19 protein-coding genes and 2 pseudogenes are annotated in these 24,470 nt (G+C 67.2%); 10 read left to right on the top strand and 11 right to left on the bottom strand.

Going from position 1 to position 24,470, the window contains the following annotated elements:
- Positions 1–111: 111 nt before the first annotated feature.
- Together ACIP4Z_RS10095 and ACIP4Z_RS10100 are read right to left on the bottom strand one after the other, a co-directional pair.
- Positions 112–3,630 carry a DEAD/DEAH box helicase gene (locus ACIP4Z_RS10095; protein ID WP_401306308.1) on the bottom strand — a complete coding sequence of 1,173 codons (3,519 nt, stop codon included), beginning with the start codon at positions 3,628–3,630 and terminating at the stop codon, positions 112–114.
- Positions 3,615–4,487 (bottom strand): hypothetical protein, encoded by an 873-nt coding sequence (locus ACIP4Z_RS10100; protein ID WP_401306310.1) that lies wholly within the window; start codon positions 4,485–4,487, stop codon positions 3,615–3,617. The genes ACIP4Z_RS10095 and ACIP4Z_RS10100 overlap by 16 nt, the downstream gene beginning before the upstream one ends.
- Positions 4,488–4,579: 92 nt before the next feature.
- Between ACIP4Z_RS10100 and ACIP4Z_RS10105 the strand changes: the two are divergent.
- From ACIP4Z_RS10105 to ACIP4Z_RS10115, 3 genes and pseudogenes are all read left to right on the top strand, one after another.
- Positions 4,580–4,818 (top strand): annotated as a pseudogene (locus ACIP4Z_RS10105) (IS1380 family transposase); the annotation flags it as partial.
- Positions 4,819–5,004: 186 nt separating this feature from the next.
- On the top strand, positions 5,005–6,150 hold the full coding sequence (locus tag ACIP4Z_RS10110; protein ID WP_401306585.1) for a hypothetical protein: 1,146 nt from the start codon (positions 5,005–5,007) through the stop codon (positions 6,148–6,150).
- Positions 6,151–6,192: 42 nt separating this feature from the next.
- Positions 6,193–7,065, top strand: a complete 873-nt coding sequence (locus ACIP4Z_RS10115) for a hypothetical protein (RefSeq protein ID WP_401306312.1) — start codon at positions 6,193–6,195, stop codon at positions 7,063–7,065.
- Between the two features lie 59 nt (positions 7,066–7,124).
- On the opposite strand, the gene ACIP4Z_RS10120 is transcribed toward ACIP4Z_RS10115, so the two are convergent.
- Positions 7,125–7,247 carry a hypothetical protein gene (locus ACIP4Z_RS10120; RefSeq protein ID WP_401306314.1) on the bottom strand — a complete coding sequence of 41 codons (123 nt, stop codon included), beginning with the start codon at positions 7,245–7,247 and terminating at the stop codon, positions 7,125–7,127.
- A gap of 138 nt (positions 7,248–7,385) precedes the next feature.
- On the opposite strand from ACIP4Z_RS10120, the gene ACIP4Z_RS10125 reads away from it, so the two are divergent.
- The 4 genes from ACIP4Z_RS10125 to ACIP4Z_RS10140 all read left to right on the top strand — a co-directional run bounded on the left by ACIP4Z_RS10125 (position 7,386) and on the right by ACIP4Z_RS10140 (position 11,021).
- Positions 7,386–7,871, top strand: coding sequence for a GNAT family N-acetyltransferase (locus ACIP4Z_RS10125; RefSeq protein WP_401306316.1), 486 nt, complete (start codon positions 7,386–7,388; stop codon positions 7,869–7,871).
- A gap of 18 nt (positions 7,872–7,889) precedes the next feature.
- Complete coding sequence (locus ACIP4Z_RS10130) at positions 7,890–9,473, top strand: GNAT family N-acetyltransferase (protein WP_401306318.1); 1,584 nt, start codon at positions 7,890–7,892, stop codon at positions 9,471–9,473.
- The gene (locus tag ACIP4Z_RS10135; RefSeq protein WP_401306320.1) at positions 9,470–10,033 is read left to right on the top strand and encodes an ASCH domain-containing protein; all 564 of its coding nucleotides are present in this window, start codon (positions 9,470–9,472) and stop codon (positions 10,031–10,033) included. The genes ACIP4Z_RS10130 and ACIP4Z_RS10135 overlap by 4 nt, the downstream gene beginning before the upstream one ends.
- Positions 10,034–10,238: 205 nt before the next feature.
- Positions 10,239–11,021, top strand: a complete 783-nt coding sequence (locus tag ACIP4Z_RS10140) for an HNH endonuclease (RefSeq protein ID WP_401306322.1) — start codon at positions 10,239–10,241, stop codon at positions 11,019–11,021.
- Positions 11,022–12,078: 1,057 nt separating this feature from the next.
- On the opposite strand, the gene ACIP4Z_RS10145 is transcribed toward ACIP4Z_RS10140, so the two are convergent.
- Entirely contained in the window at positions 12,079–13,470 is a 1,392-nt protein-coding gene (locus tag ACIP4Z_RS10145; protein ID WP_401306324.1) for a tyrosine-type recombinase/integrase, read from the bottom strand.
- Positions 13,471–14,112: 642 nt separating this feature from the next.
- Between ACIP4Z_RS10145 and ACIP4Z_RS10150 the strand changes: the two genes are divergently transcribed.
- On the top strand, positions 14,113–14,508 hold the full coding sequence (locus ACIP4Z_RS10150; RefSeq protein WP_401306326.1) for a hypothetical protein: 396 nt from the start codon (positions 14,113–14,115) through the stop codon (positions 14,506–14,508).
- Here ACIP4Z_RS10150 and ACIP4Z_RS10155 read toward each other — a convergent pair.
- Positions 14,494–15,072, bottom strand: a complete 579-nt coding sequence (locus ACIP4Z_RS10155) for an FtsK/SpoIIIE domain-containing protein (protein ID WP_401306588.1) — start codon at positions 15,070–15,072, stop codon at positions 14,494–14,496. The genes ACIP4Z_RS10150 and ACIP4Z_RS10155 overlap by 15 nt on opposite strands.
- A gap of 167 nt (positions 15,073–15,239) precedes the next feature.
- Here ACIP4Z_RS10155 and ACIP4Z_RS10160 point away from each other — a divergent pair, with 167 nt between their 5' ends.
- A complete protein-coding gene (locus ACIP4Z_RS10160; protein ID WP_401306328.1) occupies positions 15,240–15,479 on the top strand; it encodes a hypothetical protein in 240 nt (79 codons plus the stop codon).
- A 258-nt stretch (positions 15,480–15,737) separates the two neighbouring features.
- On the opposite strand, the pseudogene ACIP4Z_RS10165 reads toward ACIP4Z_RS10160, so the two are convergent.
- From ACIP4Z_RS10165 to ACIP4Z_RS10180, 4 genes and pseudogenes are all read right to left on the bottom strand, one after another.
- Positions 15,738–16,644: pseudogene (locus ACIP4Z_RS10165) on the bottom strand (transposase family protein).
- Between the two features lie 217 nt (positions 16,645–16,861).
- Positions 16,862–18,169, bottom strand: a complete 1,308-nt coding sequence (locus ACIP4Z_RS10170) for a hypothetical protein (protein ID WP_401306330.1) — start codon at positions 18,167–18,169, stop codon at positions 16,862–16,864.
- A gap of 984 nt (positions 18,170–19,153) precedes the next feature.
- Positions 19,154–19,444 (bottom strand): hypothetical protein, encoded by a 291-nt coding sequence (locus ACIP4Z_RS10175; RefSeq protein WP_401306332.1) that lies wholly within the window; start codon positions 19,442–19,444, stop codon positions 19,154–19,156.
- Positions 19,434–19,943, bottom strand: coding sequence for a bifunctional DNA primase/polymerase (locus tag ACIP4Z_RS10180; protein WP_401306591.1), 510 nt, complete (start codon positions 19,941–19,943; stop codon positions 19,434–19,436). The genes ACIP4Z_RS10175 and ACIP4Z_RS10180 overlap by 11 nt, the downstream gene beginning before the upstream one ends.
- Positions 19,944–20,325: 382 nt before the next feature.
- Between ACIP4Z_RS10180 and ACIP4Z_RS10185 the strand changes: the two genes are divergently transcribed.
- Positions 20,326–21,576, top strand: coding sequence for a hypothetical protein (locus ACIP4Z_RS10185; RefSeq protein WP_401306334.1), 1,251 nt, complete (start codon positions 20,326–20,328; stop codon positions 21,574–21,576).
- Between the two features lie 10 nt (positions 21,577–21,586).
- Here the strand turns inward: ACIP4Z_RS10185 and ACIP4Z_RS10190 are convergent, their stop codons facing one another.
- Both ACIP4Z_RS10190 and ACIP4Z_RS10195 read right to left on the bottom strand, forming a co-directional pair.
- Entirely contained in the window at positions 21,587–22,525 is a 939-nt protein-coding gene (locus tag ACIP4Z_RS10190) for a phosphotransferase family protein (RefSeq protein WP_401306336.1), read from the bottom strand.
- Positions 22,526–23,314: 789 nt separating this feature from the next.
- Entirely contained in the window at positions 23,315–24,199 is an 885-nt protein-coding gene (locus tag ACIP4Z_RS10195) for an RICIN domain-containing protein (RefSeq protein WP_355344242.1), read from the bottom strand.
- Positions 24,200–24,470 lie beyond the last annotated feature (271 nt).

The raw sequence follows: 24,470 nt of genomic DNA on the forward strand, positions 1-24,470 counted from the left end.
AAGAGGTTGGGTGCCCTCGGCCATCTCGCGAGAGTCCTCCTCCGCGAACGGTCCAGCATGCCCGCCATTCGAATATCGGCGTTGAGCCGCAGTCCCGCGCGTGGCCCGGCGCTAGAGGGCGCGCCGGGTGGTGACGAGGTGGCCGTTGTGGAGGCGGTGATCGAGGTCGAGGCCGCTGTCGAGCATCGCGAGGACGTCGAGGTGGCGGTCGGCCGGCACGGTCGCCACCCGGCGGCCGTCGCGGGTGGCCCGGATGGTCGGGTGGCGCTCGCTAGGCCGTGCGACGTTGACCGGGCCGTCGGGTGTCCCCGCCACCAGCCGGGTCAGCGCAGTGGTGGCGGCACGGTTGTCGAGGAGCTGGTTTATCGGGTCGGAGGGAGTGCGGACGTAGTCGAGGAGGTCTTGGACCTCGTAGTCGCTCGCCCGGTACTGCTGCGTCCAGCCGTCGATGTGGTGCCGGGCGGTCCACTGCCGCAGGCCGGCCGACCGGTGCCCGAGACGGGCGGCGTCGCGGCCGAGGAGGTGGGCGATGCGCCGGGAGGTGATGCCGGAGGTGAGCAGTGTCAGGGCCTGCTCGGTGTCGACGCCGTGGCGGATGTGCCAGGCGGTGTGCGTGTTGAGCCTGGAAGCGGCGGGAGAGAGCTCGGGGCTGGTGTTGACCAGATTGATCAGGGCGCCGACGGTCCAGCTCAGGGCGTGCCCGAAAGCGGTGCTGATGTTGCGTACCGCCTGTTCTAGCGCCCACCCGTCAGCAACGCCGGGCTGCCAGGAACGGGCAAGATCGGGAATCGTCGTACCGGAGATCCACTCGCGAAGCGCGGGAGCGATCGGGACGCTCATCTGCGTGCCCCGCGTCTCCTTGTCCTTGAAGCTCCAGGTTCTGGTGACCTCCGGGACGTGGTCGAGCAGGCGGTCGAAGACCCGGTGCTCGGTGAGGAAGTCGAGGGTGCGTTGCAGCGGCCATTCCTCCGGCTCGCCGAGCCGGTCGTTCCCGGTGGTTCCGGTGACGTCGTCCACCGTGTGCCGCTCGAGCAGCACAGCAAGCTGACCCGCGAGCCAATCGAGGTAGCGGGCCGACCCCAGGCTGGTGCCGGTAGCGGCCCACCGGCCGCCCTGGGCCGGGTCAGTGGTATCGAACACGGTGGCGACCTTATCCGCGAGGGTGAGCCACCGGCTGGTGTGCCGCCCGTTCCCCGTCTGGGACAGGGCGAACAGCTCGTCCAGGGCGTCGATGGGATTGCCTCGCGGTGCCGCCGAGGAGGCGTGGAGGTGGAGAACGAGCCAGACAAACGAGGCGAAATCCGCGGCGATGCCGTCCGCCAGCGCGAAGACTCCGTCGGCGTCCTGCCGCAGGGTGTCCTCGGCGGCGGCGAGTTCGGCCAGGGCCTCGCCGGTCAGCAGTGCGGAGACGACGCGCAACTGCTCCGGATCGGGGTTAAGGGAGTCGAATTCGGTGGGGCGGGGCGGGTAGGGACGGGTCAGGAAGATCCACCCCTCGCTCTCCCGGCCGGCCCGCCCGGCTCGGCCGATAGCGTTGAGGAGTTCGGCGGGGGACAGAGCGCGCTGGCCGTCGTAGGTAAGCGGATCCCCGTCGACCTTGTGGTGGACGATAACGGTGCGCACCGGCAGGTTGACGCCGTCGGTGAGGGTGCTGGTGCTGGCAATCGCCACGATCTCGTTGCGGCGCAGCGCCCCCTCGACGGAGCGAAGGACGTCCTCGGGCAGGGCGCCGTGGTGGTAGGCGACGCCGCGCCGGGCGCAGCGCACCAGCGGGTGCTCCGCGCCGAGGGTGTCGGCGAGGTAGTCGGTCAGGACTGCGGCCTCAGGCCGCTCGGGCAGGCGCTCGGCGATGGCGAGCGCCGCGTCGCGTGCTGCCCGCCGGGTGCCGACGACCATCAGCACGCTGCCGTTCGCGGTGAGTTCCGCAGCGCCGGCGGCGAAGACCTGGTAGTCGGCGATCCCGCCTTGCAGACGGGTCCGGGCGTTCCACCGGCCTGCGGAGCCGGCGAAGCGCCGCGTGCCCACCTCGCCGGTAGTCAGCCGGGCGATGGCGGAGGAGGCTGTCGGCCGGACAGCGAGGAGGGTCTCGACGGGCACGGTGGCGAGCACCGGCGAAGCATGCTTCGCCGTCGGCCGCCGCTCGGTCAGCTCGGCCTGCTCCGTCATGAGGTTCGGATACATGAGACCGTGCATCCGGCGCGGGCCACGCCAGGTGTCGGTGAAGTACACCTCCCGCTCAGGGCGCAGCGGGTCGAGCCACGAGGCGATGTCGCCCTTATTGCCGACCGCCGCGGACAGCAGCACGAGCCGGATATCGCTGCGGGCCCGCAGCAGCGTGAGCAGGCTCTCCAGCACGAAGCCGCGCCGCCCCTGGCCCATGTGGTGGGCCTCGTCGACGACGACCAGCCCGACGTCGGCCAGCGCTTCGCCGGGATTGTTGCGGATCACGTGCATGAGCCGCTCGGGGGTGACGATCTCCACGTCCCCGCCGTCCGGCTCGGCCGAGGAGGCCCAGGTGCCCAACGGGAACTCCGGCTGCTCTGCGGCCAGGCGCCGCCCGAGCACCCGCAGCCGGCCCCGCAGCGCCGTGCGCATCTCCCGCCCCAGGCTGCGCATCGGCGACACGTACACCACGCGCCCGGGGCGCTGCGCCAGGTGCGAGCAGATCACCAGCTGGGCCATCAGCGTCTTGCCCGCGCTGGTCGGCACGCTGATCAGGCTGCGTGACGTCGCGGGGTCGAGCGGGTTGCCGCGCTCGAGCTTCAGGAGCTGGCGCTGCGGCGGCCAGAGCGTCATCACTGGGGGCGCGGACAGCGCGAAGCTCCGCGCCACGGCTGGAGGAGTGCCCGGGGGGAGCAGCTGGTACAGGCTGCTGGCCGCCATCTCCCCGCTCAGCTGGAACAGGTGCGCGGCAACCCACCGCGCCAGCCGGTCGCCTTGGCCGGCCGTCTGCGTCATCACGTCCAGCAGCAGCCGCTGCGCCGCCAGCAGATCCCGCTCCTCGCCGATCCCCAGGAACTGGTACAGGTGGAAGACGGCCTCCACGACGGCCTCTGCTGGCCCGTACATGGTCCCCGCCAGGGACTCGCGGCGGGTCATCGCCCGCACTCCTCGCAGCTGCCGCCGCCAGACACGCAGCGTCTGGTTCAGTTGCGGGCGGTCAAAGCCGAGGAAGACGATGCCGGCCTCCACCGCCAGGGTACCGATGTGCCCACGCAGCTCACCGGTGATGTCGAGGAGAGTGCGGACCTGCCGGTAGACGGCGGTGGCGTTCGGGTCCTGCTCGCTGCGCCGGTACCCGGCTTGGGCGGCGAAGGCGATCTGGAGCCGCTCAGCCGCTGGCCGGCGTTCGTCGCCCAAGGCGAGGTCCATCAGGTGCGCGCTGGCGGCGAAGGCCCGGCGCACGCGCACCCCGTCGTAGCCGGGCGTCTCCGGGTCGAGCGCGGCAAGCCCGTGCAGGTACCACGCCGTGGCGAGGGTCTCGTCCTCGATCTCCCGCTCGCCGCGGAAGGCCGCGATCTCCAGTTCGGTCATGGCCGCGAGCAGGTCCTGCGCACTGGGCAGCACCCCGCCCACCCGGTACTCGCCGAGCGCGGACGCGAGCACCTCTGGGTCTAGAGTGCGCTCCACACGTACCTCCTCACGTCCTTCGCAAAGTCTTCAAGATCCTCGATCGCCACCACTACGCCCTGCAGCGCGCCCGGGTGGGTGTGGGTGGTGAAGTGCTGGTGCGAGCGCTCGAAGGCGGTGTCCGGGGTGTACACGGCGTCGAGGGCGATACTGACCCCGCCGTTGCCCGACGCCTCGGCGTCCACCCATTGCCGAGCCATCGAGGCGACGAACAGCCGGGTGTCGGGGGCCAGCTCCCGGCCTCCCCACGAAAGCTGACCCAGGTACCGGGCCCCCTGGGTGTTCAACTGCTGCCACGCTTTGCGGATCGTGTCGCTCGGCTTCGTCTTCTCCGCAGTGAATTTCTTCATCTCCCACAACCGGAAGACGAACCCCAACTCGCTGCCGGGCACCCGGTGGATCACCAGCCCGTCCGGGCCGCTGTCGGTCACTGTCGACGATGGTGGGTCCAGGATCTCCACGCTGCGCCCCGTCTCGGGGGGAAGGTCGCGGGTGGAGAGGTACCAGAGCCACTCACCCACGTAGCCCGTGACGCCGGTAGGGTCGTTGGCCTCGAACACCGGGCCGGCGTAGAGCAGGACGTGCGCCCGGTCAGGGCCGGCCAGGGGGGTGCCGCCCAGCGCACTGTCGCGCCAGAGCTGGTAAGCGAGGTCATCCAGGTCGGTGCGGGCCCGCATGATCTCGTCGGCGACGATCCAGGCTGCCGCAGCACGGTCCTCGGGCTCCGGCCCGACGGTCACCACCAAATCCCACGAGCACACCTGTTCGACACCGCGGCTCTCACGCTGAGTGAGGTGCACGAGGCGTCCTCCGGCGGCCTGGGCGTACCCCATGGCCTTCAGTGCGGGTATCGGCACCCGTTCCCACCCCCGCCCGCTCCCGTCCTGGTGCCGAGCCCTGCAGCGACACGAGATCACCATATACAGCGAGAACTGGGTGGATCATGGGTTTCGCCGCCAGCACCACCGGCCGACCCATCGCCGAGCTCGAACCCCGACACCACCTGCGGACCCCGACCGAGGACCGTATCCGGGCCGTCCGCTCGACCGGCTCACAGAACCTGCCCCTGCACGATGTCGCGCGCAGAAGAGGGTCCGGCTGAGGATTCTCCAGATCGCGCTCGACCTGCTGACCTGGACGCCGATGCTTGCACTGAACGGCCAGGCCCGGCTTTGTGTCACGCGCCGCCCGCTCTGCCCAGACCGGGGCCGGACCCGGGACAGGTCGGCCATCCGCACTGCTTCCCGCATGCTGAGGTTTCCTCGCCCAAGAAGCGCACCTCTTCTGGAAAGCTCGCTTAAGAATGCGCAGCTTCCCGCACTTGGAAACAACCCAAAACTGGAAACTTTTGCTGTCTCGTGCGATCCTTCCACCATGGAGATGATGGCGTCCGACGAAGAAACCTTGTTGCAGAACGGCCTCGACGCCCTGCGCCGGCTCCTGGGCCCGGAGTGGGAGGTGCGCGTCCAGCCGGAGCCGGCGGATCAGGGTGACACCGGCGCCGATGCAATCGTCCAACTGCAGGCGACTGGGGACAGCACGTTCGCCCAGCTCCTGGTCGACACCAAGACCTCGCTTACGCCTCTTGCGGTCCGCGAGCAGCTGGCCCCAAAGGCCGCGTTGATGCGGCGGCTGCAGCACTACACCCAGCCGCTGGTGATCACCGCCGCCCTCACCGAGAAGACGAAGCAGGAGCTGCGTCAGCACAACATCGGCTACATCGACCTACTAGGGAACGTCTGGCTGCGCATCTCTCGTCCGGCCGTGGTGATCATGGCTGACAGCCACCAGCGTGCTCCGCGTGCCACCTCCACCGCCCCGGCGGCCAGGCCGAAGCTCGCCGGCCCCCGGGCAGGACGGCTGGTCCGCCTGCTCGCCGACGTCGCACCGCCGTACCGGGCCTCGCATCTGGCCACACTCACCGAGATGAGCAGCGGCTACGTGTCCAAGCTGCTGGACGCCATGGAGGACCTCCTCCTGATCCGGCGCGACGGCCGCCAGGTGGTCACGGTCGACTGGCAGGGCCTGCTGCGCGCCCGCGCCGAGCAGCTGTCCGTGCTGCGGCACAACCCGTTCGTCGGCATGATTGCCCCGAACGGCCCCGAGCCGCTCCTGGACGCCGTCCGCGCCCTCCAGAAAAAGGAGAAGAAGCTCGCGCTCACCGGCTCCTACGCCGCCCGGCAGATCGCACCGCTGGCCGTCGGCGGCCAGGTGATGCTCTACGTCCAGGCCACACCCAACAGCCCCTACGAGCTCGGGGACCGGCTCGGTCTGCTACCCGCCGAGCAGGGAGCCGACACCCTGCTGCTGCGCGCCCACGACGACGTCGTCTTCCACCGCACCCGGACCGACGCAGACGGACTCAGGCAGGTCGCACTGAGCCAACTCGTACTGGATTGCCTGTCCGGCCCGGGACGGATGCCGGCCGAAGGGGAGGCCGTCATCTCGTACATGGCGGACAACGAGGACCAGTGGCGGATTCCCGGAATCTCGGTACTCACCGGCGGCCCGCGCCCCTAGGATCACGCCACCGGAGATGTCACCCAGGTACGGAGCAGCCCCATGGCGAAGGTCCCCGACGGAGTCGACCCCGAGCAACTGACCGTCGTCGCACGGCGGGTGCTCCTCGACGGGCTCGAAGCGCTGCGGGAACACCGGGACGCCATCACCGTCGTCGGCGCCCAGGCCGTCTACCTGCGCACCCCGACCGCGGCCGTACGGTCGGCGGCCTTCACCTCCGACGGTGACCTGACCTTGGACCCGGCCCGGCTGCCCGACCAGCCCCTGCTGGACCAGGCTCTGCGCGATGGCGGGTTCGAACTGCTCAAGGCCGACGGGCCGGGCCTTTGGGGGCGTAGGGAGCAGGTCGGGGACCTCAGCGTCCTGGTCGAACTCGACCTGCTCGTCCCAGAGTCTCTGGCGGGCAAAGGCACGCGCAGCGCGAAGATCCCCCCGCACGGGAAGATGAGCGCACGGCGGACGCCGGGGCTTGAGGTCGCTGTCGAAGACCGCTCCCCCATGACGATCGCCGCGCTCGAAGACGGAGACGGGCGGAAGGTCACCGTCAACGTCGCCGGGCCCATCGCGCTGCTCGTCGCCAAGGCCCACAAGATCAGCGACCGGCTCGCCGACAAGGACCGGCACCCGGACCGGCTGACCGACAAGGATGCCGGCGATGTGCTACGCCTGTTCATGGGCACCCAGCCGCGCCAGGCCGCCGCTGACGCCACCCGCCTCCTCTCGAATGAACGCGCCGGAGCGACCACAGCTACCGGGCTGAAGCTGCTGGCCGACCTGTTCGGGCGCCCCCGCTCCCCCGGCGTGGACATGGCTGTGAACGCCCTGGCGGCGGATGTCCCCGAGGCCCGGATCCGCGCGCTGGCTCCCGCCTTCGTTGCAGTCCTGGACCGCAGCCGCGATCGGGCTCCCGTCTGATCTCGGAAAATGAGCCCCGGGCCACCAGGCCGCGAATGTGCATCCCAATCCCATGAGCCCTACCCCTCGCCGGTGAGCACCCGTACGCGCCACTGGACGAGGGCGTTTCGGATGGTGAGGGTGCGGGGGTGGTCGGGACCGACGTGGCCGGTGGTGGTCCCGAAGCCGCAGCCCTTCCGCACGATCCCAGCTAGCGCAGAGCCGTAGTCCGTCCGTCCTGCGCAGACGGTCAGGTCACCGAAGTCCGTGGCGAACTATATGAGCCTTTAGGTTTGGGCGTTCTCCTGACAAGTACGACAACCGCCCGGAGAATCGCGCGTATGGATCTTCGTGCGGCGAAGGGGGGCACAACGGTGCGGATCAGAACCGTGTCCGAGAAGGATGACAGGCTCCTGCAGGCGGTCATACGCCTCGGGGATCGCTTCACCGACACGCTGGGCTTCCTTCCGCAGACAGTGTTCGAGCAAGCTGCACGGTCTGGAACTCTGATCGCCGCCACAAACGGCTCGCAGCTCGTCGGCTACGCGCTTTATGGCCTGCCTGCCGACCGCGTGCGCCTGACCCATCTCTGTGTCGAACCCGAACACCGTGGGACGGGCGTCAACCAGCTGCTCGTTGACGCCATATCCGAACGTCACCAGGACCGTCTCGGCATCCTCCTCAAGTGCCGGAAGGACTACGGTCTGGAGCGCATGTGGTCCCGGCTCGGCTTCGTACCGCGAACCGAAGTGGACGGCCGCGGCAGAACGCGCAAGCCGCTGGTCGTGTGGTGGCGCGATCATGGACACCCGGATCTGTTCAGCTAGTTGGAGCCGACGGCTCTGTTGACCGCCGCGATGGACTGCAATGTCTTCGCCGACATCCACGCCTCCCGCGCTCGCACGGGGTCCGAAGAGAGCCGGGCACTGGCTGCGGAATGGCTGGAGAATCTGCTCGACCTGGTCGTCCTGCCACAGCTGATGACCGAGATCCAAAACCTCGCCGATCCCGCCGAGCGGCGGATCCAGCTCCAGGCCGCGACCACTGGTTACCACCCGCGGCGGCTCGACAACCGCGTTGACCACGGCCGCATCTTGCGGACACTGATCGAGTCGGCCTGGGAGACTCTGGGCATCGAGTTGCCCCGCGCGGAAAACGACCTCGCCGACCTCCAGTACGTCGTAGAGGCCAGTGCAGCAGGCGTCCAGCACTTGATCACCCGCGACGCCGGCCTGCTCGAACTCAGCCCCATAGCGGAAGCCATCTGCGGAGTTCGAATTCTGCGACCGGCCGACATCGTCCTGCAGATAGATGAACTGACAAGGGCACAGGTGTACCAGCCAGGCAGCCTTCTGGGCACAACCCTCACCACGACAGCCGTCCCTGCCTGCCATGAGCAAGAGCAGCTGGTCTTCCACAACCACCTCGGCGGGGAAAGACAGAAGGCGTTCAAAGCACGGCTGCGGTATCTGGCTGCTCAACCCGACCAGTGGAACCGGCAGCAGATCATCGACGACCAGGGCGGGCTCTTGGCGACCTACTGCCACGGAGAGCGCGGCGAGGAACTGCAAGTCCCGCTCCTGCGCGTCAACGAGAAGCATCCCCTTGCATCGACGCTCGCCCGGCAGATCCTGTTCATGCTGCGCCAGCGCTGCCGGGACAGCGGGCTGGAGATCCTTCGGCTGACCGACCCCCACCTGCAGCGCACCATGCTCTCGGCCACCACCGAGGACGCTTTCCAATCCCATGGAAACAATCGGCTGGCCTTCGTCCTGGACCAGATCACCGACACGGCCGCACTCGACCGCCGTGCCGCTGGCCTCGCTGGACGCGTCGGCCTCGACCTTCCGCGCCTGCAAGCCCCGATGCCCGCCGCAGCCGCATCCGCGGTCGAGCACGCCTGGTGGCCGGCCAAGATCACCGATGCCGACCTCCCGACGTTCCTGGTCCCCATCAGACCGAAGTGGGCCTACGACCTGTTCGGCTTCCCCACCGGTCTGCTCCCCCGTAACAACCTTCTAGGACTCAGCCGCGAACATATTTACTACCGTTCGCCTCGCTCTCGAGGCGAGAGGTACCCCGCACGGATCCTCTGGTATGCCAGCTCCGACAAGGGTCAGTCCCTGTCCTGCGTGATCGGCTGCTCGCGCCTCGACCAGGTCGTAGTCGATGACGGGGAACAGCTGTACCAGCAGTTCAAGCACCTGGGCGTGTACCAACTCGACGATGTCCTGGCCATCTGCGACGCAGACAACCGAGCGATGGCCCTGCGCTTCTCCGACACGGGCCTGTTCCCACGCCCGGTGTCCCGCAAGCGACTTCTTCAACTCGGGGCTCGTTATGGAGACAAGGTCAACGTACAGTCAGTCTTCAAGATCTCGTCCGACCTGTTCCATGCCCTCTACGAGGAAGGCCACCCAGCGCGGTGAACGACACGGAACGCGCCCTGCTGATCTCCGTCCACCCGAGATTCGCCACGGCCATCCTGGAAGGCACCAAAACGGTCGAACTCCGGCGTCAGCGGGTCGCCGTTCCAGAAGGGACCCCCGTCGTTCTCTACGCCACCTCTCCCGTCATGGCCATCGTCGGAACCGCCCGCGTGAGCCGAGTCGACTCCGCCACGCCAGCAGTCATCTGGCGTCGGCATCGCGCGGACAGCGGCATCAACCGCGACGAGTACAACGCCTACATGCACGGGGCATCGCAAGCATCCGCCCTCGTCCTCAAGTCGCCCCAACCCCTGGAGCAGGCCGTCCCCCTGGCACGCCTACGAGTCGGCGGACCCTTCCACCCTCCCCAGAGCTATCGATACGTCACCCGCTCCTTCCTCATCGAACTCCTCTGCGGTCACGAAGCGGAAGCTCAACTACTAGGTCAACTGAAGACAGCGCAACCCTCGGAATCACACCCGGTTCGGACACTCACCCCACGGGCCAACCCGAAAAGCGGTATGCGATCCTCATCGCTTCTGACGGTGTCCACCTCGTAGCGGCACGTCCGACTCGCGATCGTCCGTCACCGGGGACACCGAGGTGGCTCCGCAGCGCGTTGCGTCGACCACCCCGCCTGGGGACTCCACGAGCTCAACTGGCGAAAACAACAATCAGGGTGCGAGACGCATCCGCCTCCTGCCATGCTGTGAGCCAGAGATGAGGGCCCCCTCGCCGAGACCCCGGCTTCCATTAGGTGCATCTATGCTATGCCTCTTTTGCAAGAGAGACAGTCAGGGTTCACGAAGCGTTGAACATGTCGTGCCTGAATCATTGGGCAACACGACCATGACTCTTCCAGCAGGAACAGTTTGCGATGCATGCAATAACTATTTTGCAGTCAAAGTTGAAAAACCGCTCCTCGAATCGCCAGAACTTATCGCCCTGCGATTCCACGAGACCATACCGAGTAAAAAGCGACGCATCCCGCCCCTACTGGGCACAGTTGGACCAGGCCTTCCCGCGTTTGTCCAGCGATACGTCGATGGCAACTTTATGGCCACGATAAGCGTAGAATCGGACGCGCTTCCCTACCTAATATCAGAGAAGCCGTCAGTTGTCAATCTTCCTGCCCTAGTGGACAACTGGCCGGCCGTTCTAGCTTCGCGGCTCATGGCCAAAGCCGCCCTGGAATCCTTGGCCCAACGACTCCTCGGCAATCCAATAGGGATGCGTTCCCTGGTGGCCGATCCTCAGTTGGACCCCATCCGGGAGTACGGTCGCTACGGGAGCGGAAAGCCATGGCCAATAAGTCAACGTCGAATCTACGACGTGGAAAAATCGTGGACCCTCTCAACGGGCGAGGTCGTGCAGCGTGTATGGGAATCCGATTTCCTCTACACCTCATTCGGAGAGGTGTACTTCGTTCTAGCGATTTTTGGGCTCGAACTGTGCATCAATCTACTGGATCGCGATTTGCGCGGATACGCCGCCTGGCTCCAGACGAACAACCATGCGAGCCCTTTGTACCACGGGAAGAACAGTTAGCCCGACATCTGTGGCACGGGTGAGCCCCGCCGCTCCTGACCGTCTTATCACCGCCACGTCTTTCCCCTCGTCGATAGAGGGCACGAGCCTGCCACACCGCACCCCGACCGCCTGATGACACTCGTTCCGGCCGTCCGCCATGATGGGCCAGATCGCAATGGGAAGGAGGCGGATGACCGGTCTGGGATGGGAACGTTGGGCCCTCGAGGGAGTCTCCGACGCAGACCTGCCCGACGGCTGGGGATGGAAGCTGACAAGGCCCTCCGGCCGCGGCCTGGGTGACGACGCTGTCGACTATGCCGCCGCGTTGCGTGACGGGCTCACGGTCCCGGTCGAGGAAGAGCCCGGTGTTCTACTGCGCCGCCGCAAGCAGCCGTGGCACCGAGCCGCCCCCCACGCCACCGGCTCGTCCTATCTGCCGTTCGTTACAGAGTTTCCCTTCGCGCTGTGGATCATCACCCTCGTTCCCGCCGGCGATGAGGACCGCAAGGGGCAGAACTGGCACCAGAAGATCTGGCGCCGGGTGCCGGCCTGGTGGGCGCTGGGCCCACAGGGCCGCACAGCAGCTGCGCTCATCGCCCGTATCGAGCGGGCCACGTGGCAGGAGATCCTTGCCATGCGCCGTTCCTATGACCAGGCGTGGCCACCCGGCCACCAGGACCGCGCCTGGTACGAGGCCCAGGATCTCGCAACGACCGCCGGCCGCAGCACGCCAAGAGGCCGCATTGAGGTCCGCGCTGATCGGACACGCCGAAGGAGCCCTTGGTCGAGCTGCGCGCTCCCATGGAAAAAGGATCGAAGCCTTCTCAGACGAGCAGAAGACGGCAGCCTTCGCAGCCGTCGCCCTGGCTATCGAAGACCTATCCCCCGACCTGGCTCGACGGCTCCTCCGCCCCCTGCAGCTTTCCCTCGGCGACGTCCGCACCTGGCCGGTCCCCTCCTGGGCCGACACCGACTCCCGTAATAGAGGGCAGCCGCTCTAGGTTTCGAGCCACTGCGCATTGAGCAGGCCACTCTGTCGGAAGACACAGCGCAGCGAGGGACGCATCCACCGTGTTTACCCTGCGGTGCGATCCGGGCGGGAGTCATAAGCCTCGAGAAGATCTTCGATGCGCTGGTTGTTGATGGACTGGCGGTCGTAGAGACATTTGGCGTAGCGGGTGAGGAGGACTTCGACGCTGTTGCCGGCGCGTTGGGCGACTTCGGCGGGGTCGGCGCCGGCTGCGAGCCAGGTGGACAGGGCGGAGTGGCGCAGGTCGTAGGGGCGTTTGGCGAGTGGGGTGGCGGCGAGTTGGGGGGGTAGGGCGAGGGTGCGGGCTTCTTTCCAGACGCGGTGGATGATGGTGTAGCCGACGATGTTGCCGCGTTCGGTGAAGAACAGTCGCCCGTCCGGGGCGGTCCCGTGGGTTTGGACGCTGTCGCGCCAGATCGCGACCAGAGGTGGTGGTAGAGGGACGATGCGGACTTCGCCCGGGGGGCGGTTCTTCAGCCCTCGGTCGTCGTGAAACTCGCCGCTGTCGGTCCACTTCTTGCCGGCCTGGGGGCGGGTGCGGTGCAGCACCAGCCGGCCCCAGCCGGTTTCTGGCAGGGTGCAGTCCGGCAGGGTCACCGCGACAGCCTCTTCGGGCCGGAGCCCGGCGTAGTACATTCCCGCGAACAAGCCCACGAGCCGGCGTCCCTTGGCCCGGTGGTAGCCACCGACGTAGGAGAGGGCGGCGAGGAGGTCGCGGGCCTGGTGGGGGTTGATCACCGACCGCGGGTCGACCGACCTGGCCTGCTTCGGAACCCGCCACCGGATCCGGTTCAGCGGATGACTGCCCAGCTCCCCCTGCTCCATCGCGTAGTACAGGGCTTTCACCAGGACCTTGCGCTTGCGCCGCACCGTCTCCGGCGCCGCCGCGCTCCCGTCGCGCCTCAGGCGCAGCGCCTCCAGGACACTGCGGGCCACGACCGGGTCATGGAAGTCGACCAGCGGCCTTGATGCCTTCGCCACCCACGCCAGGACCAGCCGGTCCCGGGCGGGGATGTCGTGCTCGCTCGCACCGGGGCCCAGGAACGCCCACGAGCGCAGCGCCCGGTGCAGCACATCATCACCCGGCCGGCCCGGCACATCCCACAGCATCGCCCTTGTGACGAGGGCCAGTGCCTCACTGGTCTCGTTGCGCGTTGTCGCCGCCCGCCCCACCCAATGATCCCGCGCGTAGGTGACAGCGAACGCGTACCAGGTCAGCTCCGACGGCCCCCGCGACCCGTAGGGCCCCGGACCGGACGGAGCCAGCCCCACCCGGATCGCCCGCGCCAGCTCCGCACCCAGCTCCCCCGCCACCGCAGTCACACCCCGGCCGCGGTCCACCGGGGTGTCATGCCGGAACTCCCGCACCCGCTGGCGGCCGATCACCAGCCCGCCACCCACCCCGGTCAACCCGCCCTGCACCAGCTGCTGCACCATGGCCATTCCCCTCACGTCGAGGAGGCAGGACTGCCCACCGCCCAAAGCCACCATCCGCACCACCACCCGAATGGCCCAACCCGCACCCGCCGCTGTCCCGTCCCTGCCGCCGGAAACCAAGGTCACCCAGCGCAACCAGACAGCGCGCGTGTCCGATCGCGCTCCTTCACGCCCCCCAACGCCGACCCAGGCCAGGGATGCCAGCGCACTGGGAGGGGTACCGATATCGGGTGACCGAACGACACCACACAACCTGACAGCACCTCAGATTTTGTCCCGGAGCGAGTGACGTATTTGTGACGCGGAGCGCATGATGAAACGTCAGGTAACTCTCTGACCTGCGGAAATGCGCGTAAGAGTGACGGCCTCCGGAGCCGTGTGCGCAGGTTCGAATCCTGCCGGGGGCACCCTGCACTGGGTGCCAAAAGACCCCGCCACCAGCATCAACGCTGAGGTCGGGGTCTTTGCCTATGCGCAGCCGGAGGCGGCTTGCGGCAGCCGTTTGCCAGTGATCACGTTGTAATGACGTGTTGATCTTGGGGCCCCAGGGCGGCCGCGAATGCCTCATCCTCTGCCTCCCGCCCCGCGAGGCCACCTCGATTCCTGTGGCAACTGTCCACGTTCGTTCCCTACAGTCGCCGCATGGCCACCGAGGACGAGCACCCATGGCAACCCAACATCACCGCGATGCTCACCGACCAGACGAGCGCGTGCAAGCCAGCACGCGAAGCCATCGCAGCCGGCGCCGAGGTAAAGGTCTGGGACGACGAGGTGCCCCAGTGGATGGTCGCCGGTATCGCCGCAACGAGGTTGAGGCGAACGTTGGCCCGCGGCCTGCAAGAGGTAATCGGCCTCGACGAGACTGTCGCGATCCTTGCACGGCACCGCGGTGAGCAACTGCGTACCGGGATTATCGACGCAGCAGACCGGCTTTGGTTCTTCACCCTGTACTTCGACGCCACCGGGACCGAACTGTTGGCGTGCAGCGGTGTCAAACGCTCTAGGCAGCCCAGCACGAAGGACTCATTCACGCCCTGAGCGGATCCGCATTAGGTCGACCAGCGCCGACAGGAGTCGGACGGCTTGGGCCCGGCCGGTCGCCAGCGCCGACAACCGGGCCTCGTAGACCGACAGTTCCATGCCACCCTTGCAGTCGATACCGACCAGTGCGACCGGCTGCGGCGCAAGGCCAGCCACGAGGGCGTTGATCAATGTGGACTTGCCGGAGCGCGTAGCGCCGACGATCAGCCAGTGCGGTATCTCCCGAAGATCGACAGTCCACTGCCTCTCGGTCTCCAAAACTCCGACCGCGACCCGAAGCAGCCGGCCACTCCCCCACTGCTGCGGTACGCGCGGTGCCGTGAGCGGATCTTGCGACGAGGCGTCGATCCGTACGTGCCCGGGTCGCAGCGGCGTGGCCCGTACCACGTGCACCTGCCACGCCTCCGCCAGCGCGGGCGCCGCCTTGGCGAAGTCGGCCGGCACCTGGCCCGGCAACAGCCTTACGACGAACCAGAATCCGCCGCGCTTCGGCCGCACCTGCACGGGCATCCCGAGCTGCACGCCGCTGGGCTCGCCCGGACCGGCCCACGAGGAGCCCATCGCCACGCGAACCGATGCAACCCTGGCCCTCGTCGACCTCCTGCGTATCCCACTGGGCGAACCGCCCTACACATACCACGCGCTGGAGATCGCAACCGGGCCTGCGCCAGCTCTACCGCACCTACGTACCGTTCTCCGCCCTGGTCGGCACGAAGTACGAAACCGAGGTGCCCCCGCCACCGCCGAACCTCTACGCAGCGCTCGCCAACCTCGGCCACGAACTCCACTTCACCGAATACCTCCGCCCCCAGATGTCTCTCCCCGACGAGGCCCAAGCCCGCCGCCTCCCCGAAGGCGTCCCCCTCCTGACCATCCTCCACGTCACCCACACCCCAGAGTTCAAGCCCCTCGCCATCGAAGCGTTCCACCGCGCCGGCGACGACCTCGAACTCTCCTACGGCCGCTGACCAACCGCCAGGTCCAGACTTCCTCTACTCCATCAAGGCGGCTCGCTCGCGCTCGCCGCGCGGCCCCGGCTCACCGCAAGGGACGCCGCTCCTGTCTCCGCCCCGCTTCGTCTCCGGCTCCGCCGGTCGCACGCCAGCAGCCAGCCACACGACCAAACTCAGACGGGGCCGGAGGACGCTTGAGGGGTCGGCTCCGCAGCTTTACGAGTTGGTGCGTGATAGCGGGTGAGGCGTGTTTGGCCTGTTCATGGCCCGACCTCAAGCAGTGATGTTGCGGTCGGAGACCATGCCTGCGATGGCTCGGTAGGTGTCGGGGAGGCGGTCACAGCGCTGGGTCCAGCGCTGGAGCTGCTTCCAGCGTTTGTGGTCGGCGAGGGCGTGTTCGACGGTGATTCGGTCGGACGCGTGGCCGTGGCAGTCTCGTTCCCACTGTTCCACTCTGCCGGGCAGTGCCCCCAGGCAGGGTTTTCTCGGAGGGGTGATCGCTTGCCCACGGTGGTCGCGGCTCAGGCCCGGGTAACCGTCGTCTAGGAGGACCTTGACGTCGGGGAAGTGCCGGAAGCAGACAGCGACACCCTCGTTGCGGGCCGCCGTGACGTCGTGCATACGGCCAGGTCGCAGGGCATCGGTCCACAACGTGCGGCCCCGCCAGTCGGCGATTACGGTCGCCTTCATTGTGTTCTGCTTCTTCTTGCCCGAGACGAACGCACGCCGTCCGCCGCGGCCGGCCGGTGGCCGGCGGACCTGAACCTCGGTGGCGTCCAAACGCAGCTCGACGCCTTCGGCCCGGGCGTAGGCAAACACATCCGTCAGCGTCCGAAGCCGCAGACCGGGGCGGTCGGGAACTGCGCACCCCCGCTCCGCCAGGAGCGTGCGCGTCTCTCCGATCGCCCAGGCAACGGTGGACCGGTCGACGCCGAACAGCAGCCCCAGCACCGAGTGCGGCAGGTCGTGCCGCAGATGGATCAGCGTCGCCACCAGCCGATCGACGAACACCAGCACCCGCGGCCCGCTTCGGGACCCCGCCTCGTGCAGCATGGCGACGACCCTCGACCACGGCCTGCCACGGCGCCGCCAACTCCACGGCCAGGTAAGCAAGATGATGCCGCGAGAGCCCAATGAACAGCCTATGCGCCAGCACCGCCCGATTGACCGTGATCGCCACAGCGGGATCATGTCATTCACCTGGCACGACACCTCACCCGCTATCACGCACCAACTCGTAAGACAGCCCCCATGGGGCGAGCCTCGAAGAACGGGGCCAACATCGGGCCATAGCGGGCAGGACCAGAGCCTGCCCGAGTCGCGGCAAGCTTACGGGCCCCATCTCTCGCCCCATGCCAACTCCCACCCAAACCCGCTCCTCCGACCTTATAAGCCATCTACACACCCGGAATGGTCGGCGCACTCAGTCCTTGAGAGCGCGCATAGTGAACTAGCCAACCCTTCGACGTAATTTCGATTGAACGCCGTCGCTGGTCATCATCATCTTTGCTGCTGGTAACCAAACCGTACCGTTCAAGCTCCACCACGTTTTTGCGCATATGCGCACGATCATTGAAACCGAATTGGTCATGATCGCTAGGGGAGCATGTCCCCCCGAACACAGCTAGGTCTTCAAGCAGCTTTCGCGGTCGTGGTTGTAGTCTCGCGCTAGCCTCATGCTTAATCGCCAGACTCTCAATCCACCCTGTAAACGCCTCAGCAATCTCAAGCTCAGATTTCGACAGAAAGAACCCCGACTCATAATCTTGAGAGAAGCTTTGGGCGTGCCGGAGAGAATCACGCAGATTCTTATGGGTGACTTCGTACACATGCCCAAAAGATGCCGCCGAAACCGGGGCCTTGCTGCCACCCTTGACCGAGTAATGACTTAGTCGCGTTTCAATCAAGGCCGGCATGTACTCGTCTGCGACAGGTGTGATCTCGATGGGCTCAGAGAGCACTCCATTTAGTCGCGGCGTAGCCGCAACGCTTCGCGCGATCCCCCGCGCCCCGCACAGTACCCAGCGCATGCCACCCAACTGCAAAACGGGATCCCGGATCTCTTCTAGAAGACGGCGGGCAGCGTTACTGGTTTCTAGCAACTCCAAATTATCGATGACCCCGACGAGACCACCGGTTCCCTCAGGGAAGGCGTCTCGCAACCAGGTACGGATCGTAGCTTTGAAGCCTGCGTTAGAGAACCCAGATGAACTATTGGCCGCAGTATTTCCAGATACCCCACCACCACCAAATGGTGACGACAAGTTGAAACCACGCCCCTTGAGCACGGGGGAATCAAGCCACGCCTTGACGTCTTTCGTCCGCGGCACCTTGCGGTCGGCCCGCCTCAAGACATCCTCGTAATCAAGAAAGGCTCGCGCAATTGCGAAGTAGCAATCACTGATAAATTCTGAAGCATCTTCCTTGATTTGCAGAGGCTCGGGCAGTGAGACGTAAAGCTGAGGCGTCTTCCTGTCCAGGAATCGCTCAGTCGCCACCCAGGCCGCAACAGCAACTAGGCTTGTTTTGCCGACACCATTAGGGCCCTCAAGAACGACGTGAGTATCTCCTTCTTCGATCCGTCGCAGTAATGCCCTCAGTTCCATGTCGCGTCCGACGAGCAATTCTCGGCCGTCCGCGCTCGACGGAAGCGGCTTGACAACATAAGGGTTGCTGCCAAAGCCGAGATCGTGCCAGAAGTTCATCAACCCCTCCTAAGCGCCCGCTCGATGTTACAAGAGAAGCACTCTGGGCGTCAGCTGAACGCTTGGCAGAGACCAGGCCAGTCCTAGGATCGGTCAGCAGCGTCAGCGCACACGTGGGACAGGCCACATCATTAGTCTAGTTCGCAACAGGCGAGTGTCGCTCAGGCAAGGGTGCGGATGGCGTCGGGGATGATGCGGGCGAAGGTAGTACCCTCCCGTCCTGGCGGCCGATCGAGACGATCCGAGCGCGCCATCGAACATCTCTTCCCGACGACAGCGTGATGTCGGCACACACGGCGTTCCGCCAGAATCCCTGTGCGATCGTGGAGGTCGAGCGGGCCCGAAGAAGTGATGTCGCAAGCCAACTCTGGGTACGGGCGTCCGTAGTGAACTACGAGGACGGGTAGCGGGTCCGTCTGAGGTGCACGCCAGGGGGAAATCACGAGTAAGCGGGCGGACGCCCCGGAAGCCCCGTAGGGGGCCGCACGAGGCCAGCACGGAGCCGCCACATTCGCCTTCCAAACTAGCGACAGTCATAGGCACCACCAGAATTACTGTGCTGCTTCCGGTTGGGCTGCGGCGCTCGGGTGCCGGTCCCGCCCTGAAGCAGCCGCCGCACGGCTTGGCCAGACCGCGAGTTACGCATGTCAGCGACGCCTCTGCGGGATGCCAATACGCCACGCGGTGCCGCCCGAGTCGAGGCCGTCTTCTTTGGACCACTCGTCCAGTTGCTCGACCGGAGGCCAACAGTGAGCAAGGCCAGCGAGGCGTCCGGCGGTCTCGAGACGATCGTGCCAGGCAAATCGCGCTCTCCCCGAAGACGTTGACGTCGGACTTCAGGGTGGTGGGGAAGTCCGCGAGGGCGCCGAGCGGAGTTGTTCGGCCAGGACCCCAGCGGCGCGATTGCTCTCAGCCCAGCCTTGGACGTAGGCACGCCCGGGTCGAGAGATTCGGCTCGGCTGGCGCAGACGCCGCTTGGGTTGGTCATTTTGGGGTCTCCTCGCTCTCCGGTGTAGGGGTGCGGACGGCCGCGATGCCGAGACGGAGGAGTTCGGCGAGGCGTTCGGCGGTTTCAGGGGAGATCCGGCCGAGGTCGATGAAGCCGTGGCCGAAGGCGTTCATGTCGGCGCGGAGGAAGGGGAAGTCCCGTTCCATGCCAAGGGCGACCAGCACGCGGCGGAGGGAAGTCACGGCATCGCGGGCCGCGTACCACTCGTGGCTGTCGATCGGCGACCAGAGGGCCGCGTCACGCTCCTGTCGCCCGTCACTCGGCATCGGCTGTCTCCTGGCCGTACTTTTCAGCGCGGGCGAGAAGTTTGGCGGAGGCGGCGAGCATCACGGCCAGGGCTACGGTTTGCAGCGGCGAGCCGTGCTGGGAGTGGGTGGGTGCGTTCAGCCACTCGAAGCGGTCGCCGGTCAGGGCCATCGGGCCGGGGACGACGATGTACGAGCCCTCGCTGAGGATGCGGTATTCGGGAGGGGCCGAGGTTTCGCGAGACAGCGAGCCCACGAAGCGCGGCCCGGACTCGGGCGGCAGGAAGAAACCCATCCGGCTCGCCCCGCGATCGACCATCACCGCGCCGACCGGCATTCCACGGCGCCGGAGCTGGTCGAATGTCTCCATCCCCGTCTGTTGGTCGACCGCCAGGACGTCGAAGAGCGCACCAGTGGCGACGAGTTGGGGCTGTCGCGGGTCGTCGAGCCACATCATGCGGCACTGCGTCGGGTCCTCCGACGCCAAACTCAGCCATTCGATTCCGCGGCGTGTCATCATCTGCACGCGCCATCACCCCAAAGCGTCCGGCCGCGGACTGTCCGCCACCACGACCAGCCTCGAACCGCGCCCCCTGAGCTGGGCAGATGACGACAGATGACGTGAGGTGACGAGCAGGAGCAGTACGCGTCATCCGCCGTCCCCCCGCCGGTCCCTCAGTCTGCGGCGAGATCAAGCGCGTAACGCATCGATCACGTAAGGTGATGAGTCAGCCACTAATCGCGCGACGCAGCGAAGAGGCCGGGTGGGATACGTGATCGGCGAAGACGGCGCCCAGATCCGGGCAGCGCGAAAGCAACGAGGATGGGGCCAACTGAGGCTCGTCAACGAGCTGCGTCGGGCTGCGCACCAGCGTGGAAGCGCACTTCCTACGGACGCCAGCGTGAAGCGTCGCATTGCGAGTTGGGAGAACGGGCACAGCCAGCCCGACGACTTCTACGGTCCGCTCCTTTGCGATGCGCTCGGCGTCACCGGAACCGAATTGGGGCTCCGGCCGAGCGCGGTCGACGGTGAGCCCCAACTCCTCGAAGCCCGCTATCCGCCGACGCCGGACGCGGCGGTCTCGGCCGTTGACCGCCTGTGGCGAGCCGATCTGAACGGCTACGAGCCACTGTTGACCTCAGAGCCATCCGAACATGCCTGGAGCGACGCGTCGTTACGGTGGCTGGTCGCGCCCGAGCCGGCGCCGACGCAGGCCGCCGACCGTACGAGTTCGCGCGTCGGTCTGGCGGACGTAGCCATGGTAAAGGCCACCAGCGATACGTTCGCCTCGCTGGACGACCAGTTTGGGGGCGAGCACGCCCGGCATTCGGTCATCCAGTATCTCAGCCGTGACGTGGCGCCGCTGCTCGGCGGCCGATATACCGAGGGCGTTGGGCGCGCACTGTTCTCGACGGTCGCCGAAGCGACGCTCCTCGCCGGGTGGATGTCGTACGACGCCTGCCACCACGGACTCGCTCAGCGCTATTTCCTGCAAGCGCTCCGCTTCGCGCAGGACGGCGGCGACCGCCGGCTCGCGGGCAGCATCCTGTCGGCGATGAGCCACCAGGCCACGTTCCTCGGCCGCCATACGGAGGCGGCGACACTTGCCCGTGCGGCACGTATGGGCATCTCGGGCGTGGCCACGCCCACGCTCATGGCGCAGTTCCACGCGATGGAGGCACGGGCCCTGGCCCGGACCGGCGACAAGCGCGGCTGCGAACAAGCCCTCACCGAGGCGGCGCGCTTCCTGGACCGCCGCAACTCCGGCGACGAGCCGGAGTGGATCACCTATTTCGATGACGCTGAACTCGCCGCCGAGGCCGCGCACTGCTTCCGCGACGTCAACAGCGCCCGCCAGGCCGTCGAGCACGCCGGGAACGCGATGAGCGGCAGCCACGTACGGTCGGACTTCTTCGTGACGATGGTGCTCGCCGACGCGCATCTCCGGGCGGGCGACGTCGAGGAGGCGTGCCGGGTGGCCCTGGACGCGCTGGACCTGGGCGAGCAGCTACGGTCCGCCCGGTGCGTCAGTTACCTACGCGAGTTTCGTGCCGCGCTGACCCCGCATGGCACAACCACCGCTGTGCGTGAGCTGCACGAACAGGCGGCAGACCACCGGCTATGGCTGGCGACCGGCCGCGAAAGTGCGTAGGAGTGCGTAGTCAGAAGGGACGCCAATCACGGCGTGTGGCGCCTGTGCGGATCGCTTTCACGCGGCGGGCGAACTCCTCGGCTGCCCTCGGCTCGACCGCGGCCTTCCCACCCATCCAGAGCGTCATCATAAGCTCGCGCAGGTCGGCGAGGACCGGGTAGCCGGGCCAGTTCATGACGTCGAAGCCGTAGTGGTGGACGAAGGACTCGTACTGCTCCCGCGTGTGCCACCCGTACCGGTCGTAGTAAATCGCGGTGAGGATCAGGTCCCATTCACGCGGGGCCAGCGCGAAGCCGTCGAGGTCGATGAGGACCGCCTGCCCGGAGCGGGCGCGGAGCACGTTGCCGATGTTCGCGTCGCCGTGGATGACACCGAAGGGCAGAACGAAGTCGAGCCGGCCGTAGTCCTTCTCCAACTGGTCGGCCAACTCAGCGAGAAACGCCGCGTCTTCCGGGTGGACGCCGTCACCGAGACCATTCAGCGAGGCCCGCACCTTCGCCATCGGATCGAAGTACGGCAGCCCCAGCGACTCCGGCTCCTCCAGCCAGTGAAGCCGCCTCAACAGGTCGGCCAGCTCGGGCAGGGTCGCGTACTCTTCCGCGTCCTGGACGCTTTCCCAGAACGTGACCACACGCCCGTCGACCACCGCTGGCTGCGACACCCCCGCCAGCACGCGGTTCGCCGGGAAGTCCTCCGCACCCAGCCATCGGGCTACCCGTACGGCACGCTCCATCTCCGCCAGCGCATCGGGATCGGCAGCGATACGTACGATCACCGGCCGGTCGGCAAGGGCGTACACCGCGTTGGAGCCGAGCCTCAGCAACCGGGCACCGGTCGAGTCCAGGCAGACCGACGCGCATGCCTCACGCAACACGGCGAGGGTCGTCTCGGCCGTGAACTCCACAGCTCCACTACCTGTTTGACCGTCGCCAGCCGCACCAGACACCATGCGACTGACGATACGGGTGTACGGGGACCCCTACAGGCCCTCACGTCATAGGGACGTGATGATCTTCCCCACGGCAAGCGACAGCCACGGCTCCCGCCCAGCTCAGCGCCTCGCGACAATCAACGGCCTCGCTGGCCTCCCGAGCCGTGTGCGCGGGTTCGAATCCTGCCCGGGGGGGTTCGGCAGGAGTGTCAAAAAACCCTGCCAGCAGCGTCAGCGGTGAGGTCGGGGGCTTTGCGTATGTGCGGTCGGATGCGGCGGACCGCGGCGGCCGTTTGCCAGTGATCGCAGGTCACGACGGGTCGGTGAACGTCTATCCAGGCCAAGGGGAGAAGGCTTTCGACTGGTCGAGACGGAACAGGGGACCGGGGTTCTCGGGTGCCCAGCCACGTGTGAGGGCAGCGCGCACAGCGGAGGCGACGTCTGATGGGAGCACCGGGCTGCCCGCCGAATGGACCGCGTTCCGCATGTGCGGTTGATCTGTTCTGACGGTGAGAACTGCGCCGGACCGATCAGCGCGTTCGACCGCGTATGTGCAAGGCGCCCAGCCGAGGAGCTGGTCGTACGTCGGCCTGCGCCGCAGCCGCCACCGGTAGGTCACGCCATCGACCACGATCCGTCGTGATCCCTTTTTCACCAATGTCATACGCACCCCCTCGGCAGCGCGGATGCTATCTGTTCACGCTCAACCGCCGCGATTGGATTCGGCGAAAGCTGACGGGGACCGCACCAGTTGTGCACCTCACCGGAGTGCGTTCACGCGTTGGCGAGGGAGGGGCGGGCGGCGGGTCAGGCGGAGACGGGGTAGAGGAACCAGCGGGACTCGTCGTTGGTGCCGCAGGTGGCGATCATGAGGCGGCGGTCGGAGCCGCCGGGGCTGACGTTGCCGGGGCGGATGCAGAGGTTGCCGCTGATGAAGCTGCGGATGTGGACGGCGCTGTTGCCGACGGGTTCGAGCCACCAGAGCTGGTTGTCGGCGAGGGTGCCGTCGCAGTTGGCCTCGTTGAGGGTGGTGCCGGCGGGCTGGGGGCCGCGGTTGGGCATGTCGAGGCAGAGATCGTCCTTGGCGTTGACGAAGAGGACGAGGTCGGTGCCGCCGGGGCCTTTGCCGACGGGCTGGACGCGCATGTTCCAGATCTGGTTGTCGTTGCTGGTGCCGTCGCACTTGTGGGTGTTGACGGACCCGCCGACCTTGCCCGCGCCGAAGTAGGGGATGTCGGCGCACAGCGCCGTCGCGGCGTTCAGGAGCAGCGCGGTGGAGGGGTAGACGGCGATGGTCGGCGTGGGAGTGGCGGTCGCCTTCTCGGACCGCTTCGGCGAAGGCGTCGGCGAGTGGGTGGTGTGGACCGGCGCCTTGGGCGTGGCGGAGTGCGACGGCTTCGGCGTCGGCTTCTGCGCGGTCGGGCTGACGGAGCCGGTGGGGAGGTGGGCGAGCCGGTCGGCCGCCTTGGTCTGCGCGGCCGTGAGCTCCTTCGCGTCCTGGTCGGCCTGGTGGCCGCGCCAGGCGCCGATCCCCATGGTGGCGCCCGCGGCGAGCGCCAGTACGGCCGTGGCGCCCGCGACCCTGGAGCCCAGCCGGGAACGCTCCCCCGGCTGACGGGCACTGCTCGTGAGCACCTCGACGAACCGTGCCCGCCGCCGCCGCTTCGCCTCGTCCTGATCGGTGTCGCTCAACGCCCGTTCCCCACTCGCCAAGAGTCCAACAAAGAGATGCCCATCGCTCAGACGCACATGAAGGCCCTCAGGTCACACCCGGCCAGTCAAGCACCAGGACCGAGGCCAACGGCCGCCCCCGAAACCGGATGGGCACGGAATGAGCACGGAATGAGCAGAAGGACCGGCGGGACGGCGCCGCCCGGCCCGGTGCGGCGTCCACCGGCCGCGTGCCTTGCGCGGCGGTGCCCGTACCGCTTGGTGACCGGAGTCCCCCACTCCCCTTGCGCAC

Source organism: Streptomyces sp. NPDC088910 (genome assembly GCF_044749865.1).
Classification (GTDB): Bacteria; Actinomycetota; Actinomycetes; order Streptomycetales; family Streptomycetaceae; genus Actinacidiphila.